The sequence below is a fragment of the Aquamicrobium soli genome (genome assembly GCF_042646345.1).
In the GTDB taxonomy this organism is placed as follows: Bacteria; Pseudomonadota; Alphaproteobacteria; order Rhizobiales; family Rhizobiaceae; genus Mesorhizobium; species Mesorhizobium soli_A.
Genome location: NZ_JBHRTK010000002.1, coordinates 107,401 through 131,163, shown reverse-complemented (window position 1 = coordinate 131,163; position 23,763 = coordinate 107,401). Strand labels below are relative to the sequence as shown.

The window sequence follows — 23,763 nt, the reverse complement described above, 5'->3', positions numbered from 1 at the left end:
CGGCGCAAGATGGGCATTGCCGCCTCACCAGTCCATGACCACCTTGCCGGAATTCCCGCTTTTCATCGCCTCGAAGCCGGAAATGTAATCGTCGATCCCGATGCGATGGGTGATCAGGCCCGACACGTCGAGCGGCCCCTGCACCAGCGCGATCATCTTGTACCAGGTCTCGAACATCTCGCGGCCGTAGATGCCCTTCAGGTGCAGCATCTTGAAGATGACCTTGTTCCACTCGATCTCGAAACCGGTCGGGGCGATGCCGAGGATCGCGATCCTGCCGCCGTTGTTCATGGTATCGATCATGTCGCGGAAGGCGGGTGCAGCGCCCGACATCTCCAGGCCGACGTCGAACCCCTCGGTCATGCCGAGGCTCGGCATGACGTCCTTCAGCTTTTCCTTTGAAGCATCGACGACATGCTGGACGCCAAGCTTGCGCGCCAGTTCCAGCCGTACCGGGTTGATGTCGGTGATGACCACCTTTCGCGCGCCGACGCACTGCGCCACCAGCGCGCCCATGATGCCGATCGGCCCGGCGCCGGTCACCAGCACATCCTCTCCGACGAGGTCGAAGGAAAGAGCCGTGTGCACCGCATTGCCGAGCGGATCGAAGATGGCCGCGATCTCGTCGGGAACGTCGTCGGGGATCGGCACGACATTGTGCTGCGGAATGGCGAGATACTCGCCGAACGCCCCCGGCCGGTTGACGCCGACGCCGAGCGTGTTGCGGCACAGATGCCCCCGGCCCGCGCGGCAGTTGCGGCAGTGGCCGCACACGATATGGCCCTCGCCGGAAACGCGCTGGCCGATGCGGTATTCGCTCACCGCCGAGCCGACGTCCGCGACGGTGCCGACGAATTCGTGTCCGGTCACCATCGGCACCGGCACTGTCTTTTGTGCCCACTGGTCCCAGTTGTAGATATGGACGTCGGTGCCGCAGATCGCGGTTTTCCGTACCTTGATCAACACGTCGTTGGGGCCGATCTCGGGCACCGGCACTTCTTCCATCCAGATGCCCGGTTCGGCCCTGGCCTTTACCAGCGCCCGCATCATGTTCGACATGAAACCCTCCTGCCAGCCGCCTGCAGCGACCTAATCCTGCTCGGCGGGCGATGCCTGCCTGCCGCTGATCTCGCCGATACCGATCCGGTAGAATAAATGCGGTGTCGGTTGTTCACCCATCGGCTTCAGCCCACCTGGCTCCCACCACTGCGCGTGCTGGCTGAGCAGCGACCAGGCCCTGTCTCGCTGGACCTTGAAACCGATGCGATCCGGCAGTTCCTCATAAAGACCGGATATGACGACGCTGCGCCATTTTTGCGGACCTTCGAGCTCGTCGATCTGCACGCATACCTTCGGATTGATGCGCATCCAGTCGACCTTCTGCCCGAGCAGGGAGAACCCGTAGAGATAGCTGCCTTCGACCACAAAGCTGATCGGGACGACATAGGGCTGGCCGTCGTTGGCGCAGGCCAGCCGGCCGAAGCGGGAGTCCTTCAGCAGGGCAAGGCACGCGGCCCTGTCCATCTCGGTGACGATCATTGTGGTTTCTCCAGGTTTGGCGACACCGCTTCACGAGACCAGCGTCATATCACACCCAGTTCCCTGCCTGTTTGTTCAAAAACATCGACCGCACGGTCGATGTCGGCCGTGGAATGCGCCGCCGACATCTGCGTGCGGATTCGCGCCTGCCCCTTGGGCACGACGGGAAAAGAAAAGCCGATGACGTAGATGCCGTGCTTCAGCATCCGCGCCGCCATTTCCTGCGCCAGCGTCGCATCGCCGAGCATGACCGGAATGATCGGATGGTCGGCCCCGGCAAGCGTGAAGCCGAGTTTCGACATCGATGCCCGGAAATGCCCGGCGTTGTCATAGAGCTTGCGGCGCAGGCCGTCGCCGTGCTCGACCATGTCGAACACCTTGAGCGAGGCAGCGGCGATCGCCGGCATCAGCGTGTTGGAAAAGAGGTAGGGGCGCGAGCGCTGGCGCAGCCAGTCCACCACCTGCCGCTTGCCCGCCGTATAGCCGCCGGACGCGCCGCCCAGCGCCTTGCCGAGCGTGCCGGTGATGATATCGACCCGGCCCTCGACGCCGCAATGCTCGGCCGAGCCGCGCCCGTGCCTGCCGACGAAGCCGACCGCATGGCTGTCGTCCACCATCACCATCGCCCCATATTTCTCGGCGAGGTCGCACACGCCGCCGAGATTGGCGATGATGCCGTCCATGGAAAAGACGCCATCGGTCGCGATGAGCTTGAAGCGGCTGCCTTCGGCCTTCTTCAGTTCCTCCTCAAGTGCTGTCATGTCGTTGTTGGCGTAGCGGAAGCGCTTGGCCTTCGACAGCCGCACGCCATCGATGATCGAGGCATGGTTGAGCGCGTCGGAGATGACGGCGTCTTCCTCCGAAAGCAGCGTCTCGAACAGACCGCCATTGGCATCGAAACAGGAGGAATAGAGGATCGTATCCTCCATGCCGAGAAAGGCTGATATTCGCGCTTCCAGTTGCTTGTGCTCTTCCTGCGTGCCGCAAATGAAGCGCACCGAGGCCATGCCGTAGCCGTAGCGGTCCAGGCCCTTTTTCGCGGCATCGCGCAATTCGGCGCTGTCGGCGAGGCCAAGATAGTTGTTGGCGCAGAAGTTCAGCACCTTGTCGCCGCCCTTAACCTCGATCGCGGCACTCTGCGTGGAGGTGATGACGCGCTCGGATTTATAGAGCCCGGCAGCCTTGAGGCCTTCCAGTTCGCTGTCCAGATGGGAAAGAAAAGTCGCAGACATGCCAGCTCCCGATTTGTCATCGGGACTGTCGCGCCGCGCCTGCGAAAAATCCACCGCAAAATGTGCCAAAACGCCGGCTACCATCGAGACCGGGCGCACGTTCCGGCCGTTTTCGATCTATATCTCTATGCCGGCGCGAACTCTCGCCTTCCGCGACCGGCGCACTATACCCAAGGGGCATGCCATGACCGAAACGACAAATCTTACCCAGCTTGGCGCAAGAGCCGAGACGCCCGACAGCCCCGAACATGCGGTTCTCGAGACGGTGCCGTTTTCGCGTGGCGACGGCGCGCCGGCGATCGTGCGCTTCACCTGCCCGGAATTCACCTCGCTGTGCCCGGTCACCGGGCAGCCGGATTTCGCCCACATCGTCATCGACTACGCGCCCGACCAGCTGCTGATCGAATCTAAGTCGTTGAAACTGTTTCTGGGTTCATTCCGCAACCATGGCGCCTTCCACGAAGACTGCACCCTGTCGATCGGCCGGCGCATCGTTGCCGCGGCCAAGCCGCTATGGTTGCGCATCGGCGGCTACTGGTATCCGCGCGGCGGCATCCCGATCGACGTGTTCTGGCAGACAGGCGCGCCGCCCGAGGGCGCATGGCTGCCTGACACCGGCGTCGCCCCCTATCGCGGCAGGGGATGAGTGCCGGCCGCCATCCAGCGCAAGCGCCCGGACCTAGTCCGCGTCGTCGCCCGCCATGCAGCCGAGCTCGCTCAACCTCCAGTTATGGGTCCTGGAGGCGATGTCGGCGATCTTCCAGTCGCCGCCGACCTTTTTCAGCGACCAGAGCATCTCGCGGTCCGAATCGTCGTCATCCGCGAAAAGGCGGAAAGTCGCCGTCACCTGGGCGCTGTCGCCGTTCACCTGCTCGGAAAGCTTGAGGGTCTTGTTGAGGGTGGACTGGTCGAAGTCCTGCGCATCCAGGCCGGGATCGAAATCGATGCAGGCCAGTTGGTCGGGATTCTTGGTGATCGCCGCATCGTTCAGTTCGAACAGCTTCGTCACCGGTTCGGTGAAGCGGTCGCGATAGTCAGAATCGGCTTCGAAGCGGACCTCGGGCGTGTAGAAGAACCGCACGGCGTCCGCCGCCGGCCCGGCAACAGCCGCAACCGGCATCGAGGCGCAAAGGGCCGCAAGCAACAACAGCGATTTCATTCCGGGGCTCCGGGCCAGGGGATTCGCGGCGATCAATACCACGAATCCTGCATCCCGGCTTTTTTGCGGCCGATGAAATCCTTCAACCCGTCGTCGATGCCCGGGTCGAGCGGCGGCTCGACATAGTCGGCCAGCACCTTCTTCCACCGGCGGTTGGCGCGCACGGCGGCATCGTGGGAGCCCGCCGCCTCCCATTTTTCGTAATTCTCGTTGTCCGCGATCTCGGAATCCCAGAACGCCGTCTCGTAATTCGCCAACGTGTGCTGCGAGCCGAAGAAATGATTGCCCGGCCCGACCTCGCGGAAAGCCTCCAGCGCCAACTGGTTGTCGTCGATCTTCACGCCGTCGAGATAGGTATGCAGCGCACCGCAAAAATCGGTGTCCATGACGAATTTCTCGTAGGACATGGAAAGCAGTCCGTCGAGGAAGCCGGCCGCATGCAGGATGAAATTGGCGCCGCATTGCACCGCCGCCAGCATCGACATGGTGCCTTCGTTCATCGCCTGCGCGTCGGGCAGCTTCGAGGTGGTGAAATTGCCCGAACAGCGCAGCGGCAGCTTCAGCCGCCGCGCCAGTTGGCCCACGACCATGGAGCCGATCGCCGGCTCCGGCGTGCCGAAGGTCGGCGAACCCGAGCGCAGCGACATCGACGACAGGAAATTGCCGAAGATCACCGGCGCGCCCGGCCGCTCAAGCTGGGTGAGCGCGCAGCCCGCCATGGTTTCGGCGAGCGACTGGGCGATGGCGCCCGCATTCGTTACCGGGCCCATGGCGCCGCCGAGGATGAACGGTACCACCACCGCCGCCTGGTTGGCGCGCGCATAGGCGCGCAGCGACGTCGTCATGGTAGCGTCCCACACCAGCGGCGAGTTGACGTTTACATTACCGAGGATGACGCAGTTCTGCTCCACGAAATCGCGGCCGAAGACGATGCGCGCCATGTCGATGGAATCTTCCGCGCGTTCCTCGGCCGTCACCGAACCCATGAAGGCGCGGTCGGAATATTTTATGTGGCTGTAGACCATGTCGAGGTGGCGCTTGTTGACCGGCACGTCCACCGGTTCGCAGATGGTGCCGCCGGAATGGTGCAGCCAGGGCGAAGCCTGCGCCAGCTTCACGAAGTTGCGAAAATCCTCGATGGTGCCGTAGCGGCGGCCCTTGTCGAGGTCCATGACGAATGGCGAACCGTAGGCGGGCGAAAAGACGACGTTGTTGCCGCCGATCCGCACCGAATTGGCGGGATTGCGGGCGTGCTGCGTGAACTCGGCCGGCGCGCTCTTGAGTATTTCGCGCAGCATCCCCGGCTCGAACCTGACCAGCACGCCGTCGATTCTCGCGCCCGCCCGCCGCCACAGGTCCAGCGCTGCCGGATCGTCTCGGAACTCGATGCCGATTTCGGCAAGGATCCGGTCCGCCGTCTCCTCGATGCGCACGAGGTTTTCTTCCGACAGGATGTCGTAGGTCGGAATGTTGCGCACGATATAGGGCCCGCCATGCCCTTCCGGCCCGTGCGAGCGCAGTTCACGCCGGGCGTTGCGGCCGCCGCGCTCGCGGCGCCTGGCAGGCTCGGTGGCGGGCATGTCGATTGTATCGGTGTTCATGGTCGGCCTCACTGAATTCCGGACGAGGCTAGCGGCTGGAATAGCCGCTGTGACGCTGGAAAATCCTGATCACTTGTATAAGCTCTGTTTATGCAGAGCCTTCGCCACCTGCTGCCGTCGGCCGGCAGCCTGATCGTCTTTGAAGCGGCCGGAAGGCTGTCGAGTTTCACCGCCGCCGGGCGGGAACTGGGCATGACGCAGGCCGCGGTCTCCTATGCTGTCCGCGGCCTGGAGGACCAACTCGGCACCAAGCTGTTCGAACGGCGCCACCGGCAGGTGCTTTTGACCGATGCCGGGGCGCGCTTCCTTGCCGACGTCACGCTCGGCCTGTCGCATATCCGCAAGTCGGCCGAAGACCTCCGCGCCCGCTCCGGCGCCGCGCACGTGACGCTGTCGGCATCGACCGCCTTCACCTCGTTCTGGATGATGCCGCGGCTGCAGCAGTTCCGCGACGACTTGCCGGGCATCGACCTTCGCCTCCAGACCGCCGACCGCGACGTCGACCTTTTGGCCGAGGGCGTGCCGCTCGGCATTCGCGGCGGTGCGGCCACCGACTGGCCCGACTACGAGTTGCTGCCGATTGCCCGAGAAGAGATCTACGCCGTCGCCGGCCCGACCTACATCGCGCGCTATGGCCTGCCCGCGAGCCCGGCCGAAATCACCCTGCATCGCCTGATCCATCTCGAGGAGCCGTTCCGCCCTGCGGCGAACTGGAAGGAGTGGTTTCAGTCGGCCGGGGTCAACGGGGCGGTCGCCAACCGCGGCCTCCAGATCAACGACTACGTGCTGGTGATCCAGGCGGTGATGGAGGGTCAGGGCATCGCGCTCGGGTGGCGCCACCTGACCGACCGGCTGGTCGCCAGCGGCCTTTTGGTGCGGGTGACCGGCCATGTCCTGCGCACCGGGCTTGATTTCCACGTCGCCTGGCCGAAGAATCGGGAACTGACCGAGAGCGCGCGAAAAGTGCGGGACTGGCTTGCCTCGCAGGCCTGATTTCTATCGTCTTGCGGCGAATCCGCGTATGGTCCGCTGATGCCCATTCACCAGCTTTCCGAAACGATGATCAACCAGATCGCGGCCGGCGAGGTCATCGAGCGGCCGGCGAGCGTGGTCAAGGAACTGGTGGAGAACGCGCTCGACGCCGGAGCCACGCGCGTCGAGATCGTCACTGCCGGCGGTGGCCTCAATCTCATCCGCGTCACCGACGACGGTTCCGGCATTCCCGAACCGGAACTGGCCCTGGCGGTCTCGCGCCACTGCACTTCCAAGCTCGCCGACGATATCCACGACATCCGCTCGCTCGGCTTCCGCGGCGAGGCACTGCCGTCCATCGGCTCGATCGCGAAACTGTCGATCCGCTCGCGCACCGCGACGAGCGACAGCGCCGTGGAAATCGCCGTCGAAGGCGGTCACGTTTCGCCGGCAAGGCCGGCCGCCGCCAATCGCGGCACCACGGTGGAGGTGCGCGACCTCTTCTTCGCCACCCCTGCCCGGCTGAAATTCATGAAGGGCGAACGCGCCGAATCGAGCGCCACCGGCGACGTGGTCAAGCGCATCGCCATCGCCTTTCCGGCCGTGCGCTTCACGCTGGCCGGCAGCGATCGCTCGACGCTGGAACTGCCCGCCACCGACGACACGCCGGAAGGCCGCCTGCGCCGGATCGCGCAGGTGATGGGCAAGGACTTTCCCGACAACGCGATCCCCATCGACGCCGAGCGCGAGGGGGTGCGGCTGACCGGCCATGTCTCCATTCCCTCCTTCACGCGCGCCAACGCGCTTCAGCAATACGCCTATGTCAACGGCCGCCCGGTGCGTGACAAGCTGATCGCAGGCGCCATTCGCGGCGCCTTCGCCGATGTCCTGCCGCGCGACCGCCACGCCGTCACCGCCCTGTTCTTGTCCCTCGACCCGGCCACGGTGGACGTCAATGTCCATCCGGCCAAGGCCGATGTCCGCTTCCGCGATCCTGGCCTCGTGCGCGGGCTGATCGTCGGCGCGGTCCGGCAGGCGCTGGCGGGTGCCGGCATCCGCCCCGCCACCACCGGTGCGGCAGGCATGGTGGCGGCCTTCCGGCCGGGTGCGGCACCCTACCCCCACTCCGGGCCGGCAGGCGGACACCGTAGCTTCGAGGCGGTGCAGAGGGCGTCCGGCTTCGGCGATTTCGACCTCACCCGATCACCGCAACGGCCGCTCGACATGGGATTCGGCGAAGGCCCGCAGGCCCCGTACAGCGCCGACGCCCGCGCCGGACAGGTGGAAATGGCGGAAGCGCTGCTTTCAAAGGAACTCGGCGCGGCGCGCGCGCAGGTTCACGAAAACTACATCGTCGCCCAGACCAACGATTCGCTGATCATCGTCGACCAGCACGCCGCGCATGAGCGGTTGGTCTACGAGGCGCTGAAGAACGCGCTGCATGCGCGCCCGGTACCGGCGCAGATGCTGCTTCTGCCGGAAGTCGTCGACCTGCCGGAGGAGGACGCGGAACGGCTTGCCCTGCATGCGCCGACGCTCGCCCGGTTCGGCCTCGGCATCGAGCGTTTCGGTCCCGGTGCGGTGGCGGTGCGCGAAACACCGGCCATGCTCGGCGAGACCGACGTGCAGCAACTGGTGCGCGACCTTGCCGACGAGATCGCCGACAACGACACCGTCGACACGCTGGCGTCGAAGCTGGACCACATCGCCGCCACCATGGCCTGCCATGGCTCGGTGCGCTCCGGCCGGCTACTGAAGGCCGACGAGATGAACGCACTGCTGCGCCAGATGGAGGCGACGCCGGGCTCCGGCACCTGCAACCACGGCCGCCCGACCTATATCGAGCTGAAACTGGCCGACATCGAGCGCCTGTTCGGAAGGCGCTGAGCTTCAGCGCCTGAAATTCACCACGGCCACGCCGCCCAGCGCCAGCACGGCGCCGACGATGCCGAGCAAGGTCGGGATTTCGCCCAGCCAGAAGAAGCCGGTCAGGGTCGCGACTGGCGGGATGCAATAAAGATAATTCGTGGCGCGGGCAGCCGGCAGGCGCGACAACGCCACCGCCCAGGTCGCATAGGCGATCAGGCTCGGCACGATCCCCAGATAGATGGCGGCACCGAGGCCCGCGGAACTCGCCAGCGCCGCCTCGGCAAGGCCGCTGCCGAGGAACGGCAACAGGCACAGGGCGCCGAGGACCATGTTGGCGGCGGCCACCGTCAGCGGGTGATGGCGAGCGAAAAGCGGCTTCTGCACGATGGTCGAAACCGCCGTGCACAGCGCCGCCCCCAGCACGAACAGTGCGCCGCGATCGAAATGCAGCCCCTTGCCTTCGCCGACCGCGATAACGCCGATGCCCGCGAACGACAGCGCTGTGCCGAGCCAGCCGGCCGCTGAAAAGCGCTCGCCGAGGATCGGAACCGCCATGATCGCGGTGAGGATCGGGGCGACGTTGATGATGAAGCTCGCCGCGCCCGACGAGATGGTCTGCTCGCCAATATTGAGAAGGGCCGTATAGATGGCGATGAAAAAGACGCCGCCGAACACAAAGCGCCACCACTCGCCCGCCTTGGGCAGCGGCGGCCGCTTGACGGCGAGATAAAGGGCGCAAGGCACCGCCGCGATGGTGAAGCGCAGCGAACCGAGTTCCAGCGGGCCGAAGTCGGCAAGCCCGGCCCGGATCGCCGGAAAGGCCGAAGCCCAGCCGATGATGGTGATCGCCAGGGCGATGGCAGCGGTTACGTCGATACCCGGCTTGGCTGCCGCAGTTGCGGATGGCATGGTGTTCATTCCCTGTAGCTGCATCCCGGCTTACCGCAGGCGCGGGCCGGCCGACACCCGTTTTACGACAGGCGCCGGACGATCCTGACACGATGGCGCAGTTTCCCCAGCGGACCAATGGTGCAACACCGCCCTCGCGCTTGACCGCCGGGCGGTTTATAGCAATGGAAACTGCGACCATTTCAAAGGCCATGCCATGATGAACCGCTTTGAAGGCCCCGGCGGCAGGGAAGCCCGCATCCGCTATCTCGACGGCGATTTCCAGGTGATCAGCCCCGGCGCCTTCGTCCGCTGCGCGGTGACCGGCGAAAACATCGCGCTCGAGGAACTCAAATACTGGAGCGTCGAGCGGCAGGAGGCTTATGTCGACGCCGGCGTCTCGCTCGAACGCGAACTCGCCGCACATCCGGAATGGCGCAAGCGGCGCTGATTCAGACGCCGAGCTTGCGCCGGCCCCAGGCTTCCAGCGTCTGGCCGATGATGCGTTCCGGCATATGGTCGGAATCGAACACCGTTTCGATCTCCAGGACGTGCAACCTGTCCATGAAGCCGGCTGGCACGCGGTCCCCTTGCAGGCGCACGGCGTCTTTCGCCGTGGTGATCAGCTCAAGGCCGGCCTTTCGCGCGGCCGATTCGAGATCGGCGAGTTCGTCTTCCTGATAAAAGTGATGGTCCGGGAAGGGCCGCTTTTCCACGACCTTGCCACCGATTTCCTCGACGCTGGAAAAGAATTTTCCCGGATGGCCGATACCGGCGAAGGCCAGCCATTTCCTGCCCTCCACCGCTTCGCCGCCCCGGGGTCTGGCGCGGGCCTCGAAGACTGGGCGGCCGCTGCGCGCCACGCGCCGCACCAGCGCGTCGGCAGCCGACCCTTCGCCCATTTTCAGGATCGCATCAGCATAAAGCAACTGGTCGTATAGCCGGGCGCGGAGCGGCCCTCCGGGGATAACATGGCCGTTGCCGAGGCCGTAGCGGGCATCGACGACCAGAAGCGCATAGTCGATGTGGATATGCGCGCTCTGGAAACCGTCATCCATGATGAGGAAGTCGCAGCCGTGCTTTTCCACGAGCAGCCTCGCACCGGCCGCACGGTTGCGCGTCACGACCACCGGCGCATGCGCGGCCAGGAGAAGCGGCTCGTCCCCGACATGGCGGGCGCTGTCGTGCTGCGCGTCGACGACATGCAATTCGCCGAACGTGCCGCCGTGGCCGCGTGACAGGAAACCGGGCTTCAGGCCCATCTTGCCGGCCCGCTTCGCCAGAGCGATCGCCACCGGCGTCTTGCCGGTGCCCCCGACAGTGAAATTGCCGACGCACAGGACAGGTGCGGCAATCTTCTCGCGCGGCGCACGCTTCATGCGGTAACCCGCAATGGCGCCATAAGAAAGGGAGAGCGGCCACAACGCCCAGGCGCGCCAGTCCGGCTTTTCCCACCAGAACGGGGGCGCTTCGGAAGCCACGCGCTACCGCCCGTTCGCGCCCTTCAGGCGCGCCTTGAGGACCAGCGGCTGGATGAATGGCTCCAGTGCCTTCAACGTGCGGCCGAGCGCGCCGCGCATCTCGTCGACCGTCGCCAGCCCGGCTGCCATCATGGCATGGCGCGCGCGCTCGTTGGTCAAGAGGAAATTGACGGCGCCGGCCAGCATCGCCGGGTCGCGGACCAGCTTGGCGCCGCCCTTGTCGATCAGGCGCTGATAGGAATCCCGGAAATTCTGCACGTTGCGGCCGGAAAGCACCGCCGTGTCGAGCATCGCCGGCTCGAGCGGGTTCTGGCCGCCTTCCGACATCAGCGAGCGGCCGACGAAGGCGATCTCGGTCAGCCGCAGGTAAAGGCCCATTTCGCCGATCGTATCGCCAAGCAGGATCGCGGTGTCGGGCTCGACCGGCTCGCCGGCGCTGCGGCGCGCAACCTTCAGGCCCATGCCGGAAAACTGCTCGACAAGCGCATCGGCCCGTTCCGGATGGCGCGGCACGATGATCGTCAACAGGCCCGGATGGCGGGAGACCAGCGTCCTGTGAACCTCGGCGGCGACCGTTTCCTCGCCGTCATGCGTCGAAACGGCGGCCCAGGTCGGGCGCGCGCCGATCTCCTGCTTCAGGACATGAAGCGCGCCGTCATTGGCGGGCGGCGGCGGGGTATCGACCTTGAGGTTGCCCGAGACCGAAACCGGCCGCGCGCCGAGTTCCCGGAAGCGCTCGCCGTCGACCTCCGACTGGGCGATGACATGGGCGAGATTCTCGAACAGCGCGGCGGCGATGCTGGAACGCTTCTTCCACGACCGGAAGGAACGGTCGGAAAGCCGGCCATTGACCAGCACCTGCGGTATGCGGCGCGCCCCCAGTTCCAGGATCGTCATCGGCCAGATCTCGGACTCGGCGATAATGGCAAGGTCCGGATGCCAGTGGTCGAGGAACCGGCTGACCGCCGGCTTCAGGTCGAGCGGGACATATTGGTGGATGATCCGCCGGCCGAGACGCTCCTCCGCGACCTTCGCGGAGGTGACCGTTCCGGTGGTCAGCACGATATTGACGCCGTAGTCGAGAATGCTCTCGATCAGCGGCACCACGGCCATGGTCTCGCCGACACTTGCCGCGTGAACCCAGATCAGCGGGCCTGCCGGACGCTCGCGCCGGGTAAAGCCATAGCGCTCGCGGCTGCGATTCCGGTCTTCCTTGCCCTTGGCCACGCGCCAGGCGACGTAGGAGCCCACCAGAGGATAGGCCGCCGCACCGGCGCAGCGGTACAGCATCAACGCGGTGCGGGCCCAGCGCTCGCTCATCGCCGCTCGTCGACCATGCGGTAGGCCTCGCGCGTCGCCGCGTTCAGCGCCCTCGTCAGTTCCTGCCGCTTGCGCTCCAATTCGTCCTCGTCGGCGTCCATCGGAACCTCGACGAGTTCGCCGACCACCGTCGATCCCCGGCCGAAAGGCAGGTTGATGGTGGTCTTGTCCCAGCTCTTTTCCAGAACCTTGCGCCGGCTGGTCGTGAATGCGACCGGGAGAATGGGGCGGCCGGAAAGTTTCGCCAGAAGGATGATGCCCTGCCCCGAATCACGAGGCGTGCCATGGGGAATATCTGCGATCATGCACACGTTGGTGCCTGCACCGAGCGCTTTTTTCAAGGCTATCAGCGCCCGCGCCCCGCCCTTGTCGGTGTTCTGCGCACCTTCGCGACCGCCGGAGCCGCGGACGATCTCGATACCGAACCTCGCAAGCACGTCGGCATTGAGCTCCGCATCCGCGCTGCGCGACACCATCGCGGCAAGGCGGCGCTCCTTGGGGTAGAAGACCGGGGCGAGCAGATGCTGCCCGTGCCAGAGCGCGACGATGACCGGTTCTCGGTCCACATAAGGCCCGCCCAGTATCTTAACCGATCCCTTGACCAGCGGATTGGTCATACGCACGAAGCGCAGCCCCAGCACCAGAAGGTTGGCCAGAGCAGCCTTGACGAAGCGCGACTTCGCCAACGGCTGGCGTATCCGTTTCCACAGTGCCTTCGATTTCCGATCCCGCTTCTTCTTGGATGCGGGGGCCGGAACCTGCTCGCTTGAAGCCTGCTCCATCGTCACGCGTCGGTCTTGCCGTCCGGGTCAAGCAGCCGATGCAGATGCACGACGAAATAGCGCATATGCGCGTCATCCACGCTGGCCTGGGCCTTGGCCCGCCAGGCAGCCTCCGCCGACTGGTAGTCGGGAAAGATGCCGACGATGTCGAGTTCATGAAGATCCCGAAACTCGGTTCCGCCGACCTTTTTCAGCTCACCGCCGAAAACCAGGTGCAGAAGCTGCTTCTTTTCGCTGTCGCCAGCCATGTCGATCCTTCACAATTCGTGAGATTTTCGGCTTGTCTAGACCAAAGCCGCCGACTTGAAAACCGTCTGTTAGCTGTCGATATCCGCAATCACTGCCGCCATCGCGGCGAACAGGTCGCCGCTGCCGGCGGCCAGCACGCCATGACGAATCACGGCGCCGCCATAGGCGGGGCCGAGGCCGTCGCGGGTGACCAGTTCGCCCCCCGCCTCGCGCAGGATGAGGTCGGCCGCCGCGATATCCCAGTCATGCGCATCTGGCTTGACGAAAGTCCCGTCGAGCACGCCGCTGGCGACCATGGCCAGCCGGTAAGCCAATGACGGAATGTGAGGCGCGCGGATGAGTTGCGCCTGCCAGTCCGCGGGCAGACGGTCGATCATCGCTTTCGGCCCGGCGATCTCCATTCGCGGCCTCGCGCTCCTGACCCGGATGCTGCGACCGTTGAGAAAAGCGCCCTTGCCCGGAAGCGCCGTATAGGTTTCCTTCCTGGCGGGACATTCCAGCACCCCGGCCAGCGGCTTGCCGCCTTCGACCACGGCGACGCTGACGCACCATGTATCGAGACCCTGCAGGAAACCGCGCGTCCCGTCGATCGGATCGACGACGAAGGTCCGCCGCGCGGACAGCCTCGCCGGGTCGTCGGCGGTTTCCTCGGAAAGCCAGCCATAGTGGGGGCGAGCGGCCAGCAGCGTATTGCGCAGGAAGGCGTCGGCCGCATAGTCGGCCTCGCTGACCGGCGACGCCCCTTCTTTTATCCAGACTTCGGGATTCCTGCCGAAATAGCGCATCGCGATGGCGCCGGCCTCGCGCGCGGCTTCGCGCAGCAGGGTCAGGTCCTGTTCGGCGTCGGTCAGGGCGGTATCTTCAACTGCCGGCAAGGGTCATGCCTTCAATCAGCAGGGTCGGCGCCGCCGTGCCGAAATCGCGGTCGAGATCGCTGGCGGCGACCATGTTGAGGAACATCGTCTTCAGGTTGGACGCGATCGTCACCTCCGAGACGGGATAGGTCAATTCCCCGTTCTCGATCCAGAACCCGGAAGCTCCCCGACTGTACTCGCCGGTGACCATATTGACGCCCTGCCCGAACACCTCGGTGACGTAGAACCCGGTCTTGAGCGCGCCGATCAGTTCCTGCGGCGTCTTTTCGCCTGGTTCGATGGCGAGATTGGTCGAGGACGGCGACACGGAAGAACCACTGCGCGCGCCGCGCCCGTTGGTGGCGAGGCCGAGTTCCCGCGCCGCTGAGGTCGACAAGAACCAATGGTTCAGGATGCCGTTTTCGACCATCAGCAGCCTCCTGCCTTCGACGCCTTCGCCGTCGAAGGGGCGGGAAGCCTGGCCGCGACGGCGCAACGGGTCGTCGGTGACGGTAATGGCGGAGGCCGCGACCTTCTTGCCCATCATGTCGCGCAGGAAGCTGGTCTTGCGGGCGACGGATGCTCCATTGATCGCCCCGGCAAGATGGCTGGCGATGCCGCGTGCGACGCGGGGGTCGAACACCACGTCGACGGGGCCGGTCTTTGCCTTGCGCGCACCGAGGCGGCGCACGGCGCGCTCGCCCGCCCGCCGACCGATCGCCTCCGGCGCGTCGAGGTCGGCATAATGCTGGCGCGAGGAAAAATCGTAATCGCGCTCCATGGCTGTGCCCTCGCCCGCGATCACGCTGGTCGAGCGGGAAAACCGCGAAGCGACGTACTGGCCGACGAAACCATGCGACGTGGCAAGCACCAGCCCGCCCAACCCGGCACCGGCGGAACTGCCGCTGGAATTGGTCACGCCCTTGACCGCGAGGGCGGCTTCCTCGGCCGCCAGAGCGCTCTCCTTGAGTTGCTCGGCCGACACCTGCGTGGCATCGAACAGGTCGAGATCGACGGGCGCCTTCGCCAGCAGGGAGGCGTCCGCCAGTCCCTGGAAAGGATCCTGCGGCGATACCCTGGCCATCGCGACCGCGCGCTCGGCCAGCGCGTCGGGATCGGACGCGGCCGTGGCCGAAACGCTGGCGACCCGCTGCCCGACGAAGACACGAAGCGATACGTCCTCGCTCTCCGATGCCTCGGTCGCCTCGATCTTGCCGAGACGCACCGACACGCCGCTCGAACGGCCGCGCACCGCGACCGCGTCCGCCGCATCCGCACCGGCGCGCTTTGCCGCCTCGACGAGCGCGGCGACGCGATCCGTCAATTTCGAAGCTTCCGGCGCGTCGATCATCGGGGCGATTCCTGATTGATGGTGGTCTGCCACCGCTCCCATCTATGGTTCCCGCCAAGCTTGTGCAATGGCAGAAGCGGCGCGCTCAGGCCAAAGCCTCGACTATCCGCTCGATGAGGGCGATCGCCCACACGCCGGCGGCAAGGACGATGGCGATCAGCACCGCAAGCGAACCGCAATCCTTGGCCAGCTGAATCTCGATGTTGAACTCACGGCTGACGGCGTTGCAGGTCGCCTCGATGCCCGTGTTCAGTACCTCCACGAGGATCAGGACAAGCAGGATGCCGATCAACAGCGCATAGCCCTGCCAGGAGGTCGCGACGAACCAGCCGACCGGAACGGCCAGAGCCAGCAGGGCCAGTTCCTGCCTGAACGCCGCCTCGCTGCCTGCCAGCCGGCGAAAGGCACGAACGGAATTGAGGTACGCGTCGACTAGCCGCTTCATAACCGGGTCACTCTCGATGCTTCGGCAAGGGAATAGCCCGCCCTGCCTGGTCCACGAAAGGAAGCGCTTATCGGATGTCTTTCAATCCTGCGCAACCTTGATGGCCGGGGTCGATTTCTGGAATTGCGGCAAACCGTCCTCGATCTCGTAGTAATCGCCCTTGTCGGCGACGAAGATATGCGCCTCGCCGGCGAGGCCGGAAGGCTGGTCGAAAGAGCCGGCCATGATCGAGATCGTGTCGAGCTCCTTGTGCTTCCAGAACAGCACCGACCCACAGGTTCCGCAAAATCCGCGCCGGGCGACGTCGGAAGCTTCGTACCAGCGGATCGCGTCCTGCCCCTCGATGACGATGTCCTCATCCTTCGAGTTGGTCGAGGCCACGATGTGGCCGGTCTGCTTGCGGCATTGCGAACAATGGCAATAGACGACGCCCCGCAGCGCGCCTTTCGTCCGGAAGCGGACCGCGCCGCACAGGCATGATCCCATATGGGTGGTGGCCATGAAATCCTCCGCAAGTTTGGAGCGGGTAAGGAAGCCGCCAACCATTCCAGCTTCGGGCCGCAAGCGCCAGAGCGGTTACGACATTCGCCCCGCCCTTTGCGCCAGCGCGCCAAAAATGCATCGCCATCTGCGACCTGACGCGAAAAAACGCGCCAAGTCAGTGCATTAAGGAAACTTTAGCGACGCCGCATCTATGATCCGGTACATGGGGGACGCAATTTGGGGGCGCACTTCATCATATTCGCCTGTTCACAAGACCGCTCCCGTTGTCGTTTCGAGCATGGAGAGGTACGGGCATGCAGGCGGCACGGGCTCAGGGCGAACGAATGACCGATATCGCCGCAGCCGTCGTCGCTACCATGCGCAAGTTGGGCGTCCTCGGCATGCCGCGCAACTACGAAGTCTTCTACGAGGCCCTGACCGGGGCCAACACGGAACTGCAGTTGGCCGTGGTTTCGCTGGGCAAGCACCCGACCCAGGAAGAACTCGACCAGATCAGCCAGCGCTTCTTTGCGCAGAGCCATGGCCACCGGATCGTGGAGCAGGCGCGCGACGTGGTCGCCAGGGAACTGGAAGACATAGCCACGCTGCTTCGCAGCGAGCACAGCCACATCGAAAAATATGGCCGGATTCTCGACGAGACCTCGATCGGGCTGAGCAATCGCAATCTGGTTTCCGGCGACCTGCTGCAAAAGATCGTCAGCGCCATCTCCGCCGCCACGACATCGACCATCGACCACGGCAAGCAGGTGGCGAGCACGCTCAGCGAAAAGACAGCGGAGCTCGACAGCGTCAAGACCAAGCTGGAAGAGTACAAGCGCCTGGCCGATACGGACCCGCTCACCCAGATCTGGAACCGGCGCGCCTTCGACAAGGAAATCGCGCGGATCTACAACAGCAACAAGGGCATCCTGTTCAACGCGCTGATCCTGGCCGACATAGATCGCTTCAAGAGTATCAACGACCAGTTCGGGCATCCGGCAGGCGACAAGATCATCCAGGGCATAGCCGCCCTGCTGCAAAGCGGTGTCCGCAGCGACATCTTCGTCGCCCGCACCGGCGGCGAGGAGTTCGCGCTGATCGTCGAGGGCGTGAGCGAGGACGCGACCTACGAGATCGCCGACCGTATCCGTATCCTGATCGAGCAGACGCCGTTTTCCAGCGGCCCCGCCGGAACGAGCTGCGGTGTCGTCACCGTTTCCATGGGCATGTGTATGGCATCCGAGGCCGAAAGCCCCGAAGACCTCTACACCAAGGCCGACCAGGCGCTCTACCGATCCAAGATGACCGGCCGCAACCGCGTCACCCGCCATTCGTCGATGACCGGCCGTTCGGCCAAGAACTGGCTCCTGTACAAGACCGAATAAGCGTCTTCAGCACACGCCGCATAAAAAAAGCGCCGGACGGACCGGCGCTTTTTTCGTTCGCGATGTGCGAAACCTCAGCCGTTGACGGCCTGCTTGTGCAGGACGGGCTGGTTCTTGCGCAGAAGATCGGAAACCAGGAACGCCAGCTCGATCGCCTGGTCCGCGTTGAGGCGCGGATCGCAATGCGTGTGGTAGCGATCGTGCAGGTCCTCTGCCGTGATGGCGCGCGCGCCGCCCGTGCATTCGGTGACGTTCTTGCCGGTCATCTCGATGTGGATGCCGCCCGGGTGCGTGCCCTCGGCGCGGTGCACCTCGAAGAAGGTCTGCACCTCCTTCAGGATGCGATCGAAGGGCCGCGTCTTGTAGCCGGCCGCCGTGATCGTGTTGCCATGCATGGGATCGCACGACCACACGACGCTGCGCCCGGCCTTTCTCACCGCCCGCACCAGCGCCGGTAGATGATCGCCGACCTTGTCGGCGCCGAAACGGGCGATCAGCGTCAACCGGCCCGGCTCGTTCTCCGGATTGAGCAGGTCGATCAGTTCCAGCAACCCGTCCGCCGTCAGCGACGGGCCGCATTTCAGGCCGAGCGGGTTCTTGATGCCACGGCAGTACTCGATATGCGCGTGGTCGGGCTGGCGCGTGCGATCGCCGATCCAGATCATGTGGCCGGACGTCGCGTACCAGTCGCCGGAGGTCGAATCGACGCGGGTCAGCGCCTGCTCGTACCCCAGAAGCAGCGCCTCGTGGCTGGTATAGAAATCCGTCTCGCGCAGCGCATGGTTCGTTTCCGAGGTGATGCCGACGGCCTTCATGAAGTCCATCGTCTCGGTGATGCGGTTGGCCAGAGACTGGTACTTTTCACCCTGCGGGCTGTCGGAGACGAAGCCGAGCATCCACTTGTGCACGTTCTCCAAGCTGGCATAGCCGCCCTGAGCGAAGGCGCGCAGAAGGTTGAGCGTCGCCGCCGACTGCCGGTAGGCCATGACCTGGCGCTGCGGATCGGGAATGCGCGACTTCGCGTCGAAGTCGATGCCGTTGATGATGTCGCCGCGGTAGCTCGGCAACGTCTCCCCGCCCTTCGTCTCGTTGTCGGCCGAGCGCGGCTTGGCGAACTGCCCGGCGACGCGGCCGACTTTCACGACCGGCTGCGAACCAGCGAAGGTCAGCACCACCGACATCTGCAGGAATACGCGGAAGAAGTCGCGGATGTTGTCCGCGCCATGCTCGGCGAAGCTCTCGGCGCAATCGCCGCCCTGCAGAAGAAAAGCGTCACCGGCAGCGACAGCCGCAAGCTGCTTTTTCAGCTTGCGCGCCTCGCCTGCAAAAACCAGCGGCGGAAAGGTAGCGAGTTGGGCCTCCGTGGCATTCAGCAGATCCACGTCCGGATAAGCCGGAACCTGCTGAATAGGCATTGCTCTCCACGAATTAGGCGACCACTTCGTCATTGTAACACCAACACTTTCCGGCGGGCAAAATTACCCGCGACGCTGCTATATAGGCATGCCGGCTCCCTTACACGATGCCCTGCCGCTATTCTAGACCGGATTTGTGCGCGTGGCGACGACGCGAATCGCCCCGCGAATCACGATCACGCTTTGTTACCACCGCCGCATTTGTGTCGCGTTTCTGTCATGAAAGCCGGCGTAAAAGCGCTTCATGAAACGCGAACCGGCCCGGATTCTCCGACAAGCGCCTGCGCCCGGCCCTGCGGCCGCCTCTTTCGCTCGGTCTCGAAGACCACTAACGAATCTCAGCAACCATTTGAAACTACAAGACAATATGTATCGTCTAACTGGATGTCGCGGTTTTCCCTGTTGCCGCCAAGCCACGTCGGGCGCCTCTCGTTCGGAAGTTGGAAACTAAATTCATTGAAAATGATCAATTGCTGTTACCATCTGTAACAAAGCAAGACCGAACTGGACGGACAGTGATTCGCGACGACCGACCGCGACCTTCAATACAGAAACGATGGTACCGTGGAAGCGCGACGGAGCCGCTCCACACGCCAGTGTCCTCGATGCGAAGCTTCTGGGGACTGATCCGGGCCTACTGGTTCTCGGACCACTGGAAGGAAGCCTGGAGCCTGACGATCATCATCGCTTTGCTCACCGCGCTTTCGAGCAAGACCGGCGTGTGGTTCGCCGAGATGTCGGGAGAACTGATCAACTCGATCGCCTTCTATCACGACGCCGCCAACACCACGCCGCTGCGTTCCCTGCTGACGAGCGCCGGAATGCTGGTCCTGCTGGTGATCATCAAGGATGCCGGCATTACCGGCACCAAGACCTACATTTCCGCGACGCTGCACCGCAAATGGCGCAGCTGGCTCGACAGCCGCTTCAACGAGGCGCTGCTCGACCAGAACCACACCCATTTCCATGCGCAGAACGGCGGCGACGTGCAGGCGCCGGACAACATCGACCAGCGCATCCAGGAATCCATCAAGGGCATGACCGGCGGTGCGATCGGCCTGGCCATGGGCATCATGGCGGTGGCGAGTTCCCTTTTCTTCGTCGGCCAGAAGCTGCTGTCGATGTCGACGGAAGTTCATGGCCTGGAGATGTTCGGAGAGTACGGCAGCGCCGTGCTGGCTCTGGCCGCGGTCGCCATCTACGTTCCGCTCAACACCTACATCGCCATCCGGCTGGGCGGCCTGCTGGAGCGGCTGTCCATCCGCATGCAGACGGCGGAAGGCAGCTATCGCGGGGAGTTGACGACCTTCCTTCGCCGCAGCTTCCATGTCGCGGCCTCCCGCGGCGAGGCGGCGCAGAAAGCGATGCATGAGCGCCTCTATGTCGATATCGACCGAACCTGGGCGCGCATGAATGTCGTCAACGCCGGCTACGGCTCGTTCGAGCGCATCTACAATTTCGTCGGCGCGCGCATCGTCGCCTACGGGCCGGGCCTGGTGCCCTTCATCACCAACCGCGTCGACCTCAAAGGGTACATAACCGGGGCCGAACTGGTGAACGCGCTCATCACCCAGTGCTCCTGGTTCATCCATGTGATGCCGGCCATCGCCTCGCTGCGTGCCAACAGCCGGCGTGTCATCGACCTCGCCGAAGCCATCGAGACCGTGCAGGAACCGCGCGCCTTCTACCAGCGCAGCGGGCATTCCGATTTCCACTACGGGCTCCAGAATCCGGTCTTCGGCCTCAGTATCCAAGGGCTGGAGCTTACCCACCACGGGCAGGACGCCGCCCCGTTCCTGTCGGCCGAGCGCCTGCGCTTCAAACGCGGCGAGTGGACGTTCATCAAGGGCGAATCCGGTTGCGGCAAGACCTCGCTCATCAAGGCGATCAACGGTCTCTGGGCTTATGGACGCGGCACCGTCGTTTTCCCGGAGGGGGTGAAGACCTTCTACGCCGCGCAGGAGGTCAAGCTGCCGCCGCTGTCGCTGAAGGAACTCGTCTGCCTGCCCGAGGCCCCGGCCGACTATTCCGACACGCAGGTTGCGGCTTCGCTGCACAAGGCCGGGCTCGGCGATTTCATCGAATACCTGACCGACGACAACCAGAAGGGAAAAAGCTGGGACCAGCTTCTATCCGGCGGGCAGAAGCAGAAGCTCGTGGTGGCGCGCATCCTCCTGCAGCAGCCCGGCCTGCTTTTCCTGGACGAGGCGACCGGTGCGCTCGACCCGGACGGCAAGATCGCGTTCCACCAGGCCATCAAGGACAATTGCCGCGACGTCACCGTCATCAGCATCATGCACGAAGCCGTGCCGCCGAAGGCGGCCGACGGGACCAACTTCTACGACAGCGTCCTGGCCATCGCCGACGGCGTCGCGGTCAAGACGGCGCTCGCTCCGGTGCTGCCGGCCGAACTCACGACCATTCTCGCCCATCCGGAGAATTTCGAGGACCGCTGGAAGCGCCTGCCCCGCATCCGCATCCGCCAGAAGTAAGCCGCTTCGCCGGCCGGTGGCCGCCTCTCACGCCGCAGGATCGTGGCGTCGGCCCTCCGCCCTCGAATACCGCCCCTTGCCGTGCGTCAGGATGCGCGTCAGCACCGGCTCGATGCGCGAGAGTTCATCCAGATGCACGGCCGACAGTTCCTTCAGATAGGCCTCGGCACGCGCGGTCAGATGCAGGATGACCTTGCGGTTGTCGTTCGTGTCCTGCACGCGCACGACCAGGCCGGCCTCGACGAGGCGATCGACCAGTTCCACCGCGCTATGGTGGCGAATGCGCAGGCGCTCGGCCAGGATGCCGATCGTCACCGGTTGCTCGAAGGCCTTGATCGCCAGCAGCGCCTGATGCTGGCGCGGCTGGATGCCGGCCTCGCGCGCGGCCTTTTCGCTGAATTCCAGGAAACAGCGCAGCAGATAGCGGAAGTCCGACAATGCCTGATAGTCGGCCGGCGTTACCTCCGGCGTCGGCTTTCTGGTCATTTCCACGATTACCTTTTCTCCGACAACACTATGCGCCGTTTTTTCATCGCGCGGACCATACAAAAATAGGTGGCCACCTCAAGCGGTAACCTCGCATGCCCGCCCCTATTCAACCAGACAAGGTGAATTCGCCGGCGCCGAAGCCGTCTTCGACGGCCGGAACCGCAGGCTTCGATCACAGTATCGCGACGCTCCACGTCGCCGATGCTCCGAGCCCGGGTTCGCGGTTGACAGAAGGCGCCGCCGGCCTATGTTGCAGCCGGCTCGCACGATCTCAATGGCGAGCGGAAAGGTCACAACGCCATGCCTGGCGACAGTCACAGTCGAATAGAAGTGCCGTCCGTCTCGATGTGACCTGAAGGGCTCGCATCCTGCTGGACGGCAAGGAGTGAGCCATGAACGAATTTTCGCCCGTTGACGACGGCGACGTTGCCGTCCGCATCGCCGCCCACGATCACGTCGCCGACATCGTCGAGGCGCTGAACGACCAGCCACGCGACGCTGCCATTGCCGCCCTGAACGAACTGCCGTTCGAGCAGACGGTCGACGTCTTCGACCAGCCCGATTTCGACGACGCCGCCGAGATCATGGGCATGCTGCCGCGTGACCAGGCGACCCGCCTTCTCTCGGCGATGTCGGTCGACCGCGCCGCCGACATCATCCGCGAGTTCCCGGACGACGAGCGCGGCGCCATGCTCGGCGCGCTCGATCCGATGCTGCGCCATACGCTGCTGAATATCCTGGGATACCCCGAGGGCAGCGCCGGCTCCATCATGACCACGGAATATGTCAGCGTCCCCTCGGACTGGACGGTGGCCCGGACGCTCGAGCACATCCGCAAGGTCGAGCGCACGCGCGAAACCGTCTATGCGATCTATATCGTCGAGCCGACGACCCATGCGCTGCTTCGCGCCATTGGCTTGCGCCGCCTCATCACCGGCGCACCCGACGACAAGATCGTGTCGATCGCACCCGACAGGCAGCCGGTCACCGCCTCACCGCTGATGGACGTCGAGAAGGTGGCGCAACTGATCACCAAATACGACCTTCTGGCCGTACCTGTCGTGGAAGGCGACCAGATACTCGGCATCGTCACCGTGGACGACATCATCGACACGATGATCGAGGAAACCACCGAGGACGTGCACCGTTTCGGCGGCATGGAAGCGCTGGACGAGCCCTACATGAAGATGCGCTTCCTGCCCATGATCAGCAAGCGCGGCGGCTGGCTCTGCGCGCTGTTCCTCAGCGAGATGCTGACGGCAAGCGTCATGCAGCACTACGAGGTGGAACTCGAGAAGGCCATCGTGCTGACGCTGTTCATTCCGCTGATCATGAGTTCCGGCGGCAATTCCGGCTCGCAGGCGACGTCGCTCGTCATCCGCGCCCTGGCGCTGCGCGAAATCTCGCTGTCCGACTGGTGGCGGGTGGCGCTGCGCGAATTGCCGAGCGGGCTGGTACTCGGTACCATGCTGGGCCTGGTCGGCGTCGCCCGCATCACGCTGTGGCAACACCTGGGCTTTTACGACTATGGCTCGCACTGGTACCTGATCGCCGCGACCGTCGGCGTCGCGCTGATCGGCATCGTCACGTTCGGATCGCTGACCGGTTCCATGCTGCCCTTCATCCTGAAGCGGCTGGGCTTCGACCCGGCCAGCGCGTCGGCGCCGTTCGTCGCCACGCTGGTCGATGTCACCGGACTTGCAATCTACTTTTCGGTCGCGCTGGTGATCCTGCGCGGAACACTGCTCTAAGCAGGC

Annotated in this window: 23 protein-coding genes; 7 read left to right on the top strand and 16 right to left on the bottom strand. The window is 64.6% G+C overall.

What is annotated here, in order from left to right:
* Positions 1-24: 24 nt before the first annotated feature.
* The 3 genes from tdh to ACFOHJ_RS02845 are packed head-to-tail and all read right to left on the bottom strand — an operon-like array spanning position 25 to position 2,771.
* Entirely contained in the window at positions 25-1,059 is a 1,035-nt protein-coding gene (gene tdh / locus ACFOHJ_RS02855; protein WP_378218318.1) for an L-threonine 3-dehydrogenase, read from the bottom strand.
* A 30-nt stretch (positions 1,060-1,089) separates the two neighbouring features.
* The gene (locus ACFOHJ_RS02850; protein ID WP_378218316.1) at positions 1,090-1,539 is read right to left on the bottom strand and encodes a pyridoxamine 5'-phosphate oxidase family protein; all 450 of its coding nucleotides are present in this window, start codon (positions 1,537-1,539) and stop codon (positions 1,090-1,092) included.
* Positions 1,540-1,583: 44 nt separating this feature from the next.
* A complete protein-coding gene (locus tag ACFOHJ_RS02845) occupies positions 1,584-2,771 on the bottom strand; it encodes a glycine C-acetyltransferase (RefSeq protein WP_378218314.1) in 1,188 nt (395 codons plus the stop codon).
* 184 nt (positions 2,772-2,955) lie between these two features.
* On the opposite strand from ACFOHJ_RS02845, the gene queF reads away from it, so the two are divergent.
* On the top strand, positions 2,956-3,417 hold the full coding sequence (gene queF / locus ACFOHJ_RS02840; protein ID WP_378218312.1) for a preQ(1) synthase: 462 nt from the start codon (positions 2,956-2,958) through the stop codon (positions 3,415-3,417).
* A gap of 33 nt (positions 3,418-3,450) precedes the next feature.
* Here queF and ACFOHJ_RS02835 read toward each other — a convergent pair whose 3' ends face one another.
* A complete protein-coding gene (locus ACFOHJ_RS02835; protein WP_378218311.1) occupies positions 3,451-3,930 on the bottom strand; it encodes a DUF3828 domain-containing protein in 480 nt (159 codons plus the stop codon).
* Between the two features lie 32 nt (positions 3,931-3,962).
* Positions 3,963-5,531, bottom strand: coding sequence for a trimethylamine methyltransferase family protein (locus ACFOHJ_RS02830; protein WP_378218309.1), 1,569 nt, complete (start codon positions 5,529-5,531; stop codon positions 3,963-3,965).
* Positions 5,532-5,621: 90 nt separating this feature from the next.
* Between ACFOHJ_RS02830 and ACFOHJ_RS02825 the strand changes: the two genes are divergently transcribed.
* A complete protein-coding gene (locus tag ACFOHJ_RS02825) occupies positions 5,622-6,524 on the top strand; it encodes a LysR substrate-binding domain-containing protein (RefSeq protein WP_378218307.1) in 903 nt (300 codons plus the stop codon).
* 39 nt (positions 6,525-6,563) lie between these two features.
* Positions 6,564-8,390, top strand: a complete 1,827-nt coding sequence (gene mutL, locus ACFOHJ_RS02820) for a DNA mismatch repair endonuclease MutL (RefSeq protein WP_378218305.1) — start codon at positions 6,564-6,566, stop codon at positions 8,388-8,390.
* 3 nt (positions 8,391-8,393) lie between these two features.
* On the opposite strand, the gene ACFOHJ_RS02815 is transcribed toward mutL, so the two are convergent.
* Positions 8,394-9,281 carry a DMT family transporter gene (locus ACFOHJ_RS02815; protein ID WP_378218303.1) on the bottom strand — a complete coding sequence of 296 codons (888 nt, stop codon included), beginning with the start codon at positions 9,279-9,281 and terminating at the stop codon, positions 8,394-8,396.
* A 196-nt stretch (positions 9,282-9,477) separates the two neighbouring features.
* On the opposite strand from ACFOHJ_RS02815, the gene ACFOHJ_RS02810 reads away from it, so the two are divergent.
* Positions 9,478-9,711: a DUF2093 domain-containing protein gene (locus ACFOHJ_RS02810; RefSeq protein ID WP_378218301.1), complete on the top strand. Its 234-nt coding sequence runs from the start codon at positions 9,478-9,480 to the stop codon at positions 9,709-9,711.
* A gap of 1 nt (position 9,712) precedes the next feature.
* On the opposite strand, the gene lpxK is transcribed toward ACFOHJ_RS02810, so the two are convergent.
* The 8 genes from lpxK to ACFOHJ_RS02770 all read right to left on the bottom strand — a co-directional run bounded on the left by lpxK (position 9,713) and on the right by ACFOHJ_RS02770 (position 16,243).
* A complete protein-coding gene (gene lpxK / locus ACFOHJ_RS02805) occupies positions 9,713-10,741 on the bottom strand; it encodes a tetraacyldisaccharide 4'-kinase (protein ID WP_378218299.1) in 1,029 nt (342 codons plus the stop codon).
* 3 nt (positions 10,742-10,744) lie between these two features.
* Entirely contained in the window at positions 10,745-12,061 is a 1,317-nt protein-coding gene (gene waaA / locus ACFOHJ_RS02800; protein WP_378218297.1) for a lipid IV(A) 3-deoxy-D-manno-octulosonic acid transferase, read from the bottom strand.
* A complete protein-coding gene (locus ACFOHJ_RS02795) occupies positions 12,058-12,843 on the bottom strand; it encodes a lysophospholipid acyltransferase family protein (protein WP_378218295.1) in 786 nt (261 codons plus the stop codon). The genes waaA and ACFOHJ_RS02795 overlap by 4 nt, the downstream gene beginning before the upstream one ends.
* 2 nt (positions 12,844-12,845) lie before the next feature.
* Positions 12,846-13,091, bottom strand: a complete 246-nt coding sequence (locus ACFOHJ_RS02790) for a DUF4170 domain-containing protein (protein WP_378218293.1) — start codon at positions 13,089-13,091, stop codon at positions 12,846-12,848.
* A gap of 69 nt (positions 13,092-13,160) precedes the next feature.
* Entirely contained in the window at positions 13,161-13,967 is an 807-nt protein-coding gene (locus tag ACFOHJ_RS02785) for a 3'(2'),5'-bisphosphate nucleotidase CysQ (protein WP_378218291.1), read from the bottom strand.
* On the bottom strand, positions 13,954-15,297 hold the full coding sequence (locus tag ACFOHJ_RS02780) for a TldD/PmbA family protein (RefSeq protein WP_378218289.1): 1,344 nt from the start codon (positions 15,295-15,297) through the stop codon (positions 13,954-13,956). Before ACFOHJ_RS02780 ends, ACFOHJ_RS02785 begins: the two co-directional genes overlap by 14 nt.
* Before the next feature lie 85 nt (positions 15,298-15,382).
* Positions 15,383-15,742 (bottom strand): diacylglycerol kinase, encoded by a 360-nt coding sequence (locus ACFOHJ_RS02775; RefSeq protein WP_378218288.1) that lies wholly within the window; start codon positions 15,740-15,742, stop codon positions 15,383-15,385.
* Between the two features lie 81 nt (positions 15,743-15,823).
* Positions 15,824-16,243, bottom strand: a complete 420-nt coding sequence (locus ACFOHJ_RS02770; protein WP_378218286.1) for a GFA family protein — start codon at positions 16,241-16,243, stop codon at positions 15,824-15,826.
* A 326-nt stretch (positions 16,244-16,569) separates the two neighbouring features.
* On the opposite strand from ACFOHJ_RS02770, the gene ACFOHJ_RS02765 reads away from it, so the two are divergent.
* Positions 16,570-17,610: a diguanylate cyclase domain-containing protein gene (locus ACFOHJ_RS02765; protein WP_378218284.1), complete on the top strand. Its 1,041-nt coding sequence runs from the start codon at positions 16,570-16,572 to the stop codon at positions 17,608-17,610.
* Between the two features lie 74 nt (positions 17,611-17,684).
* Here ACFOHJ_RS02765 and ACFOHJ_RS02760 read toward each other — a convergent pair whose 3' ends face one another.
* Positions 17,685-19,058 carry a class II 3-deoxy-7-phosphoheptulonate synthase gene (locus ACFOHJ_RS02760; protein WP_378218282.1) on the bottom strand — a complete coding sequence of 458 codons (1,374 nt, stop codon included), beginning with the start codon at positions 19,056-19,058 and terminating at the stop codon, positions 17,685-17,687.
* 572 nt (positions 19,059-19,630) lie between these two features.
* Between ACFOHJ_RS02760 and ACFOHJ_RS02755 the strand changes: the two genes are divergently transcribed.
* Positions 19,631-21,517, top strand: coding sequence for an ABC transporter ATP-binding protein/permease (locus tag ACFOHJ_RS02755; protein ID WP_378218281.1), 1,887 nt, complete (start codon positions 19,631-19,633; stop codon positions 21,515-21,517).
* Between the two features lie 27 nt (positions 21,518-21,544).
* Here ACFOHJ_RS02755 and ACFOHJ_RS02750 read toward each other — a convergent pair whose 3' ends face one another.
* Positions 21,545-22,003, bottom strand: a complete 459-nt coding sequence (locus ACFOHJ_RS02750; protein ID WP_378218279.1) for a MarR family winged helix-turn-helix transcriptional regulator — start codon at positions 22,001-22,003, stop codon at positions 21,545-21,547.
* 395 nt (positions 22,004-22,398) lie between these two features.
* Between ACFOHJ_RS02750 and mgtE the strand changes: the two genes are divergently transcribed.
* Positions 22,399-23,757, top strand: coding sequence for a magnesium transporter (gene mgtE / locus ACFOHJ_RS02745; RefSeq protein WP_378218277.1), 1,359 nt, complete (start codon positions 22,399-22,401; stop codon positions 23,755-23,757).
* The last annotated feature ends 6 nt before the right edge of the window (positions 23,758-23,763 follow it).

Coding starts and splice junctions, on each gene's coding strand:
- tdh (WP_378218318.1), bottom strand. CDS start 1,059: ATGTCGAACATGATGCGGGCGCTGGTAAAGGCCAGGGCCGAACCGGGC.
- ACFOHJ_RS02850 (WP_378218316.1), bottom strand. CDS start 1,539: ATGATCGTCACCGAGATGGACAGGGCCGCGTGCCTTGCCCTGCTGAAG.
- ACFOHJ_RS02845 (WP_378218314.1), bottom strand. CDS start 2,771: ATGTCTGCGACTTTTCTTTCCCATCTGGACAGCGAACTGGAAGGCCTC.
- queF (WP_378218312.1), top strand. CDS start 2,956: ATGACCGAAACGACAAATCTTACCCAGCTTGGCGCAAGAGCCGAGACG.
- ACFOHJ_RS02835 (WP_378218311.1), bottom strand. CDS start 3,930: ATGAAATCGCTGTTGTTGCTTGCGGCCCTTTGCGCCTCGATGCCGGTT.
- ACFOHJ_RS02830 (WP_378218309.1), bottom strand. CDS start 5,531: ATGAACACCGATACAATCGACATGCCCGCCACCGAGCCTGCCAGGCGC.
- ACFOHJ_RS02825 (WP_378218307.1), top strand. CDS start 5,622: ATGCAGAGCCTTCGCCACCTGCTGCCGTCGGCCGGCAGCCTGATCGTC.
- mutL (WP_378218305.1), top strand. CDS start 6,564: ATGCCCATTCACCAGCTTTCCGAAACGATGATCAACCAGATCGCGGCC.
- ACFOHJ_RS02815 (WP_378218303.1), bottom strand. CDS start 9,281: ATGCCATCCGCAACTGCGGCAGCCAAGCCGGGTATCGACGTAACCGCT.
- ACFOHJ_RS02810 (WP_378218301.1), top strand. CDS start 9,478: ATGATGAACCGCTTTGAAGGCCCCGGCGGCAGGGAAGCCCGCATCCGC.
- waaA (WP_378218297.1), bottom strand. CDS start 12,061: ATGAGCGAGCGCTGGGCCCGCACCGCGTTGATGCTGTACCGCTGCGCC.
- ACFOHJ_RS02795 (WP_378218295.1), bottom strand. CDS start 12,843: ATGGAGCAGGCTTCAAGCGAGCAGGTTCCGGCCCCCGCATCCAAGAAG.
- ACFOHJ_RS02790 (WP_378218293.1), bottom strand. CDS start 13,091: ATGGCTGGCGACAGCGAAAAGAAGCAGCTTCTGCACCTGGTTTTCGGC.
- ACFOHJ_RS02780 (WP_378218289.1), bottom strand. CDS start 15,297: ATGATCGACGCGCCGGAAGCTTCGAAATTGACGGATCGCGTCGCCGCG.
- ACFOHJ_RS02775 (WP_378218288.1), bottom strand. CDS start 15,742: ATGAAGCGGCTAGTCGACGCGTACCTCAATTCCGTTCGTGCCTTTCGC.
- ACFOHJ_RS02770 (WP_378218286.1), bottom strand. CDS start 16,243: ATGGCCACCACCCATATGGGATCATGCCTGTGCGGCGCGGTCCGCTTC.
- ACFOHJ_RS02765 (WP_378218284.1), top strand. CDS start 16,570: ATGACCGATATCGCCGCAGCCGTCGTCGCTACCATGCGCAAGTTGGGC.
- ACFOHJ_RS02760 (WP_378218282.1), bottom strand. CDS start 19,058: ATGACGAAGTGGTCGCCTAATTCGTGGAGAGCAATGCCTATTCAGCAG.
- ACFOHJ_RS02755 (WP_378218281.1), top strand. CDS start 19,631: ATGCGAAGCTTCTGGGGACTGATCCGGGCCTACTGGTTCTCGGACCAC.
- ACFOHJ_RS02750 (WP_378218279.1), bottom strand. CDS start 22,003: ATGACCAGAAAGCCGACGCCGGAGGTAACGCCGGCCGACTATCAGGCA.
- mgtE (WP_378218277.1), top strand. CDS start 22,399: ATGAACGAATTTTCGCCCGTTGACGACGGCGACGTTGCCGTCCGCATC.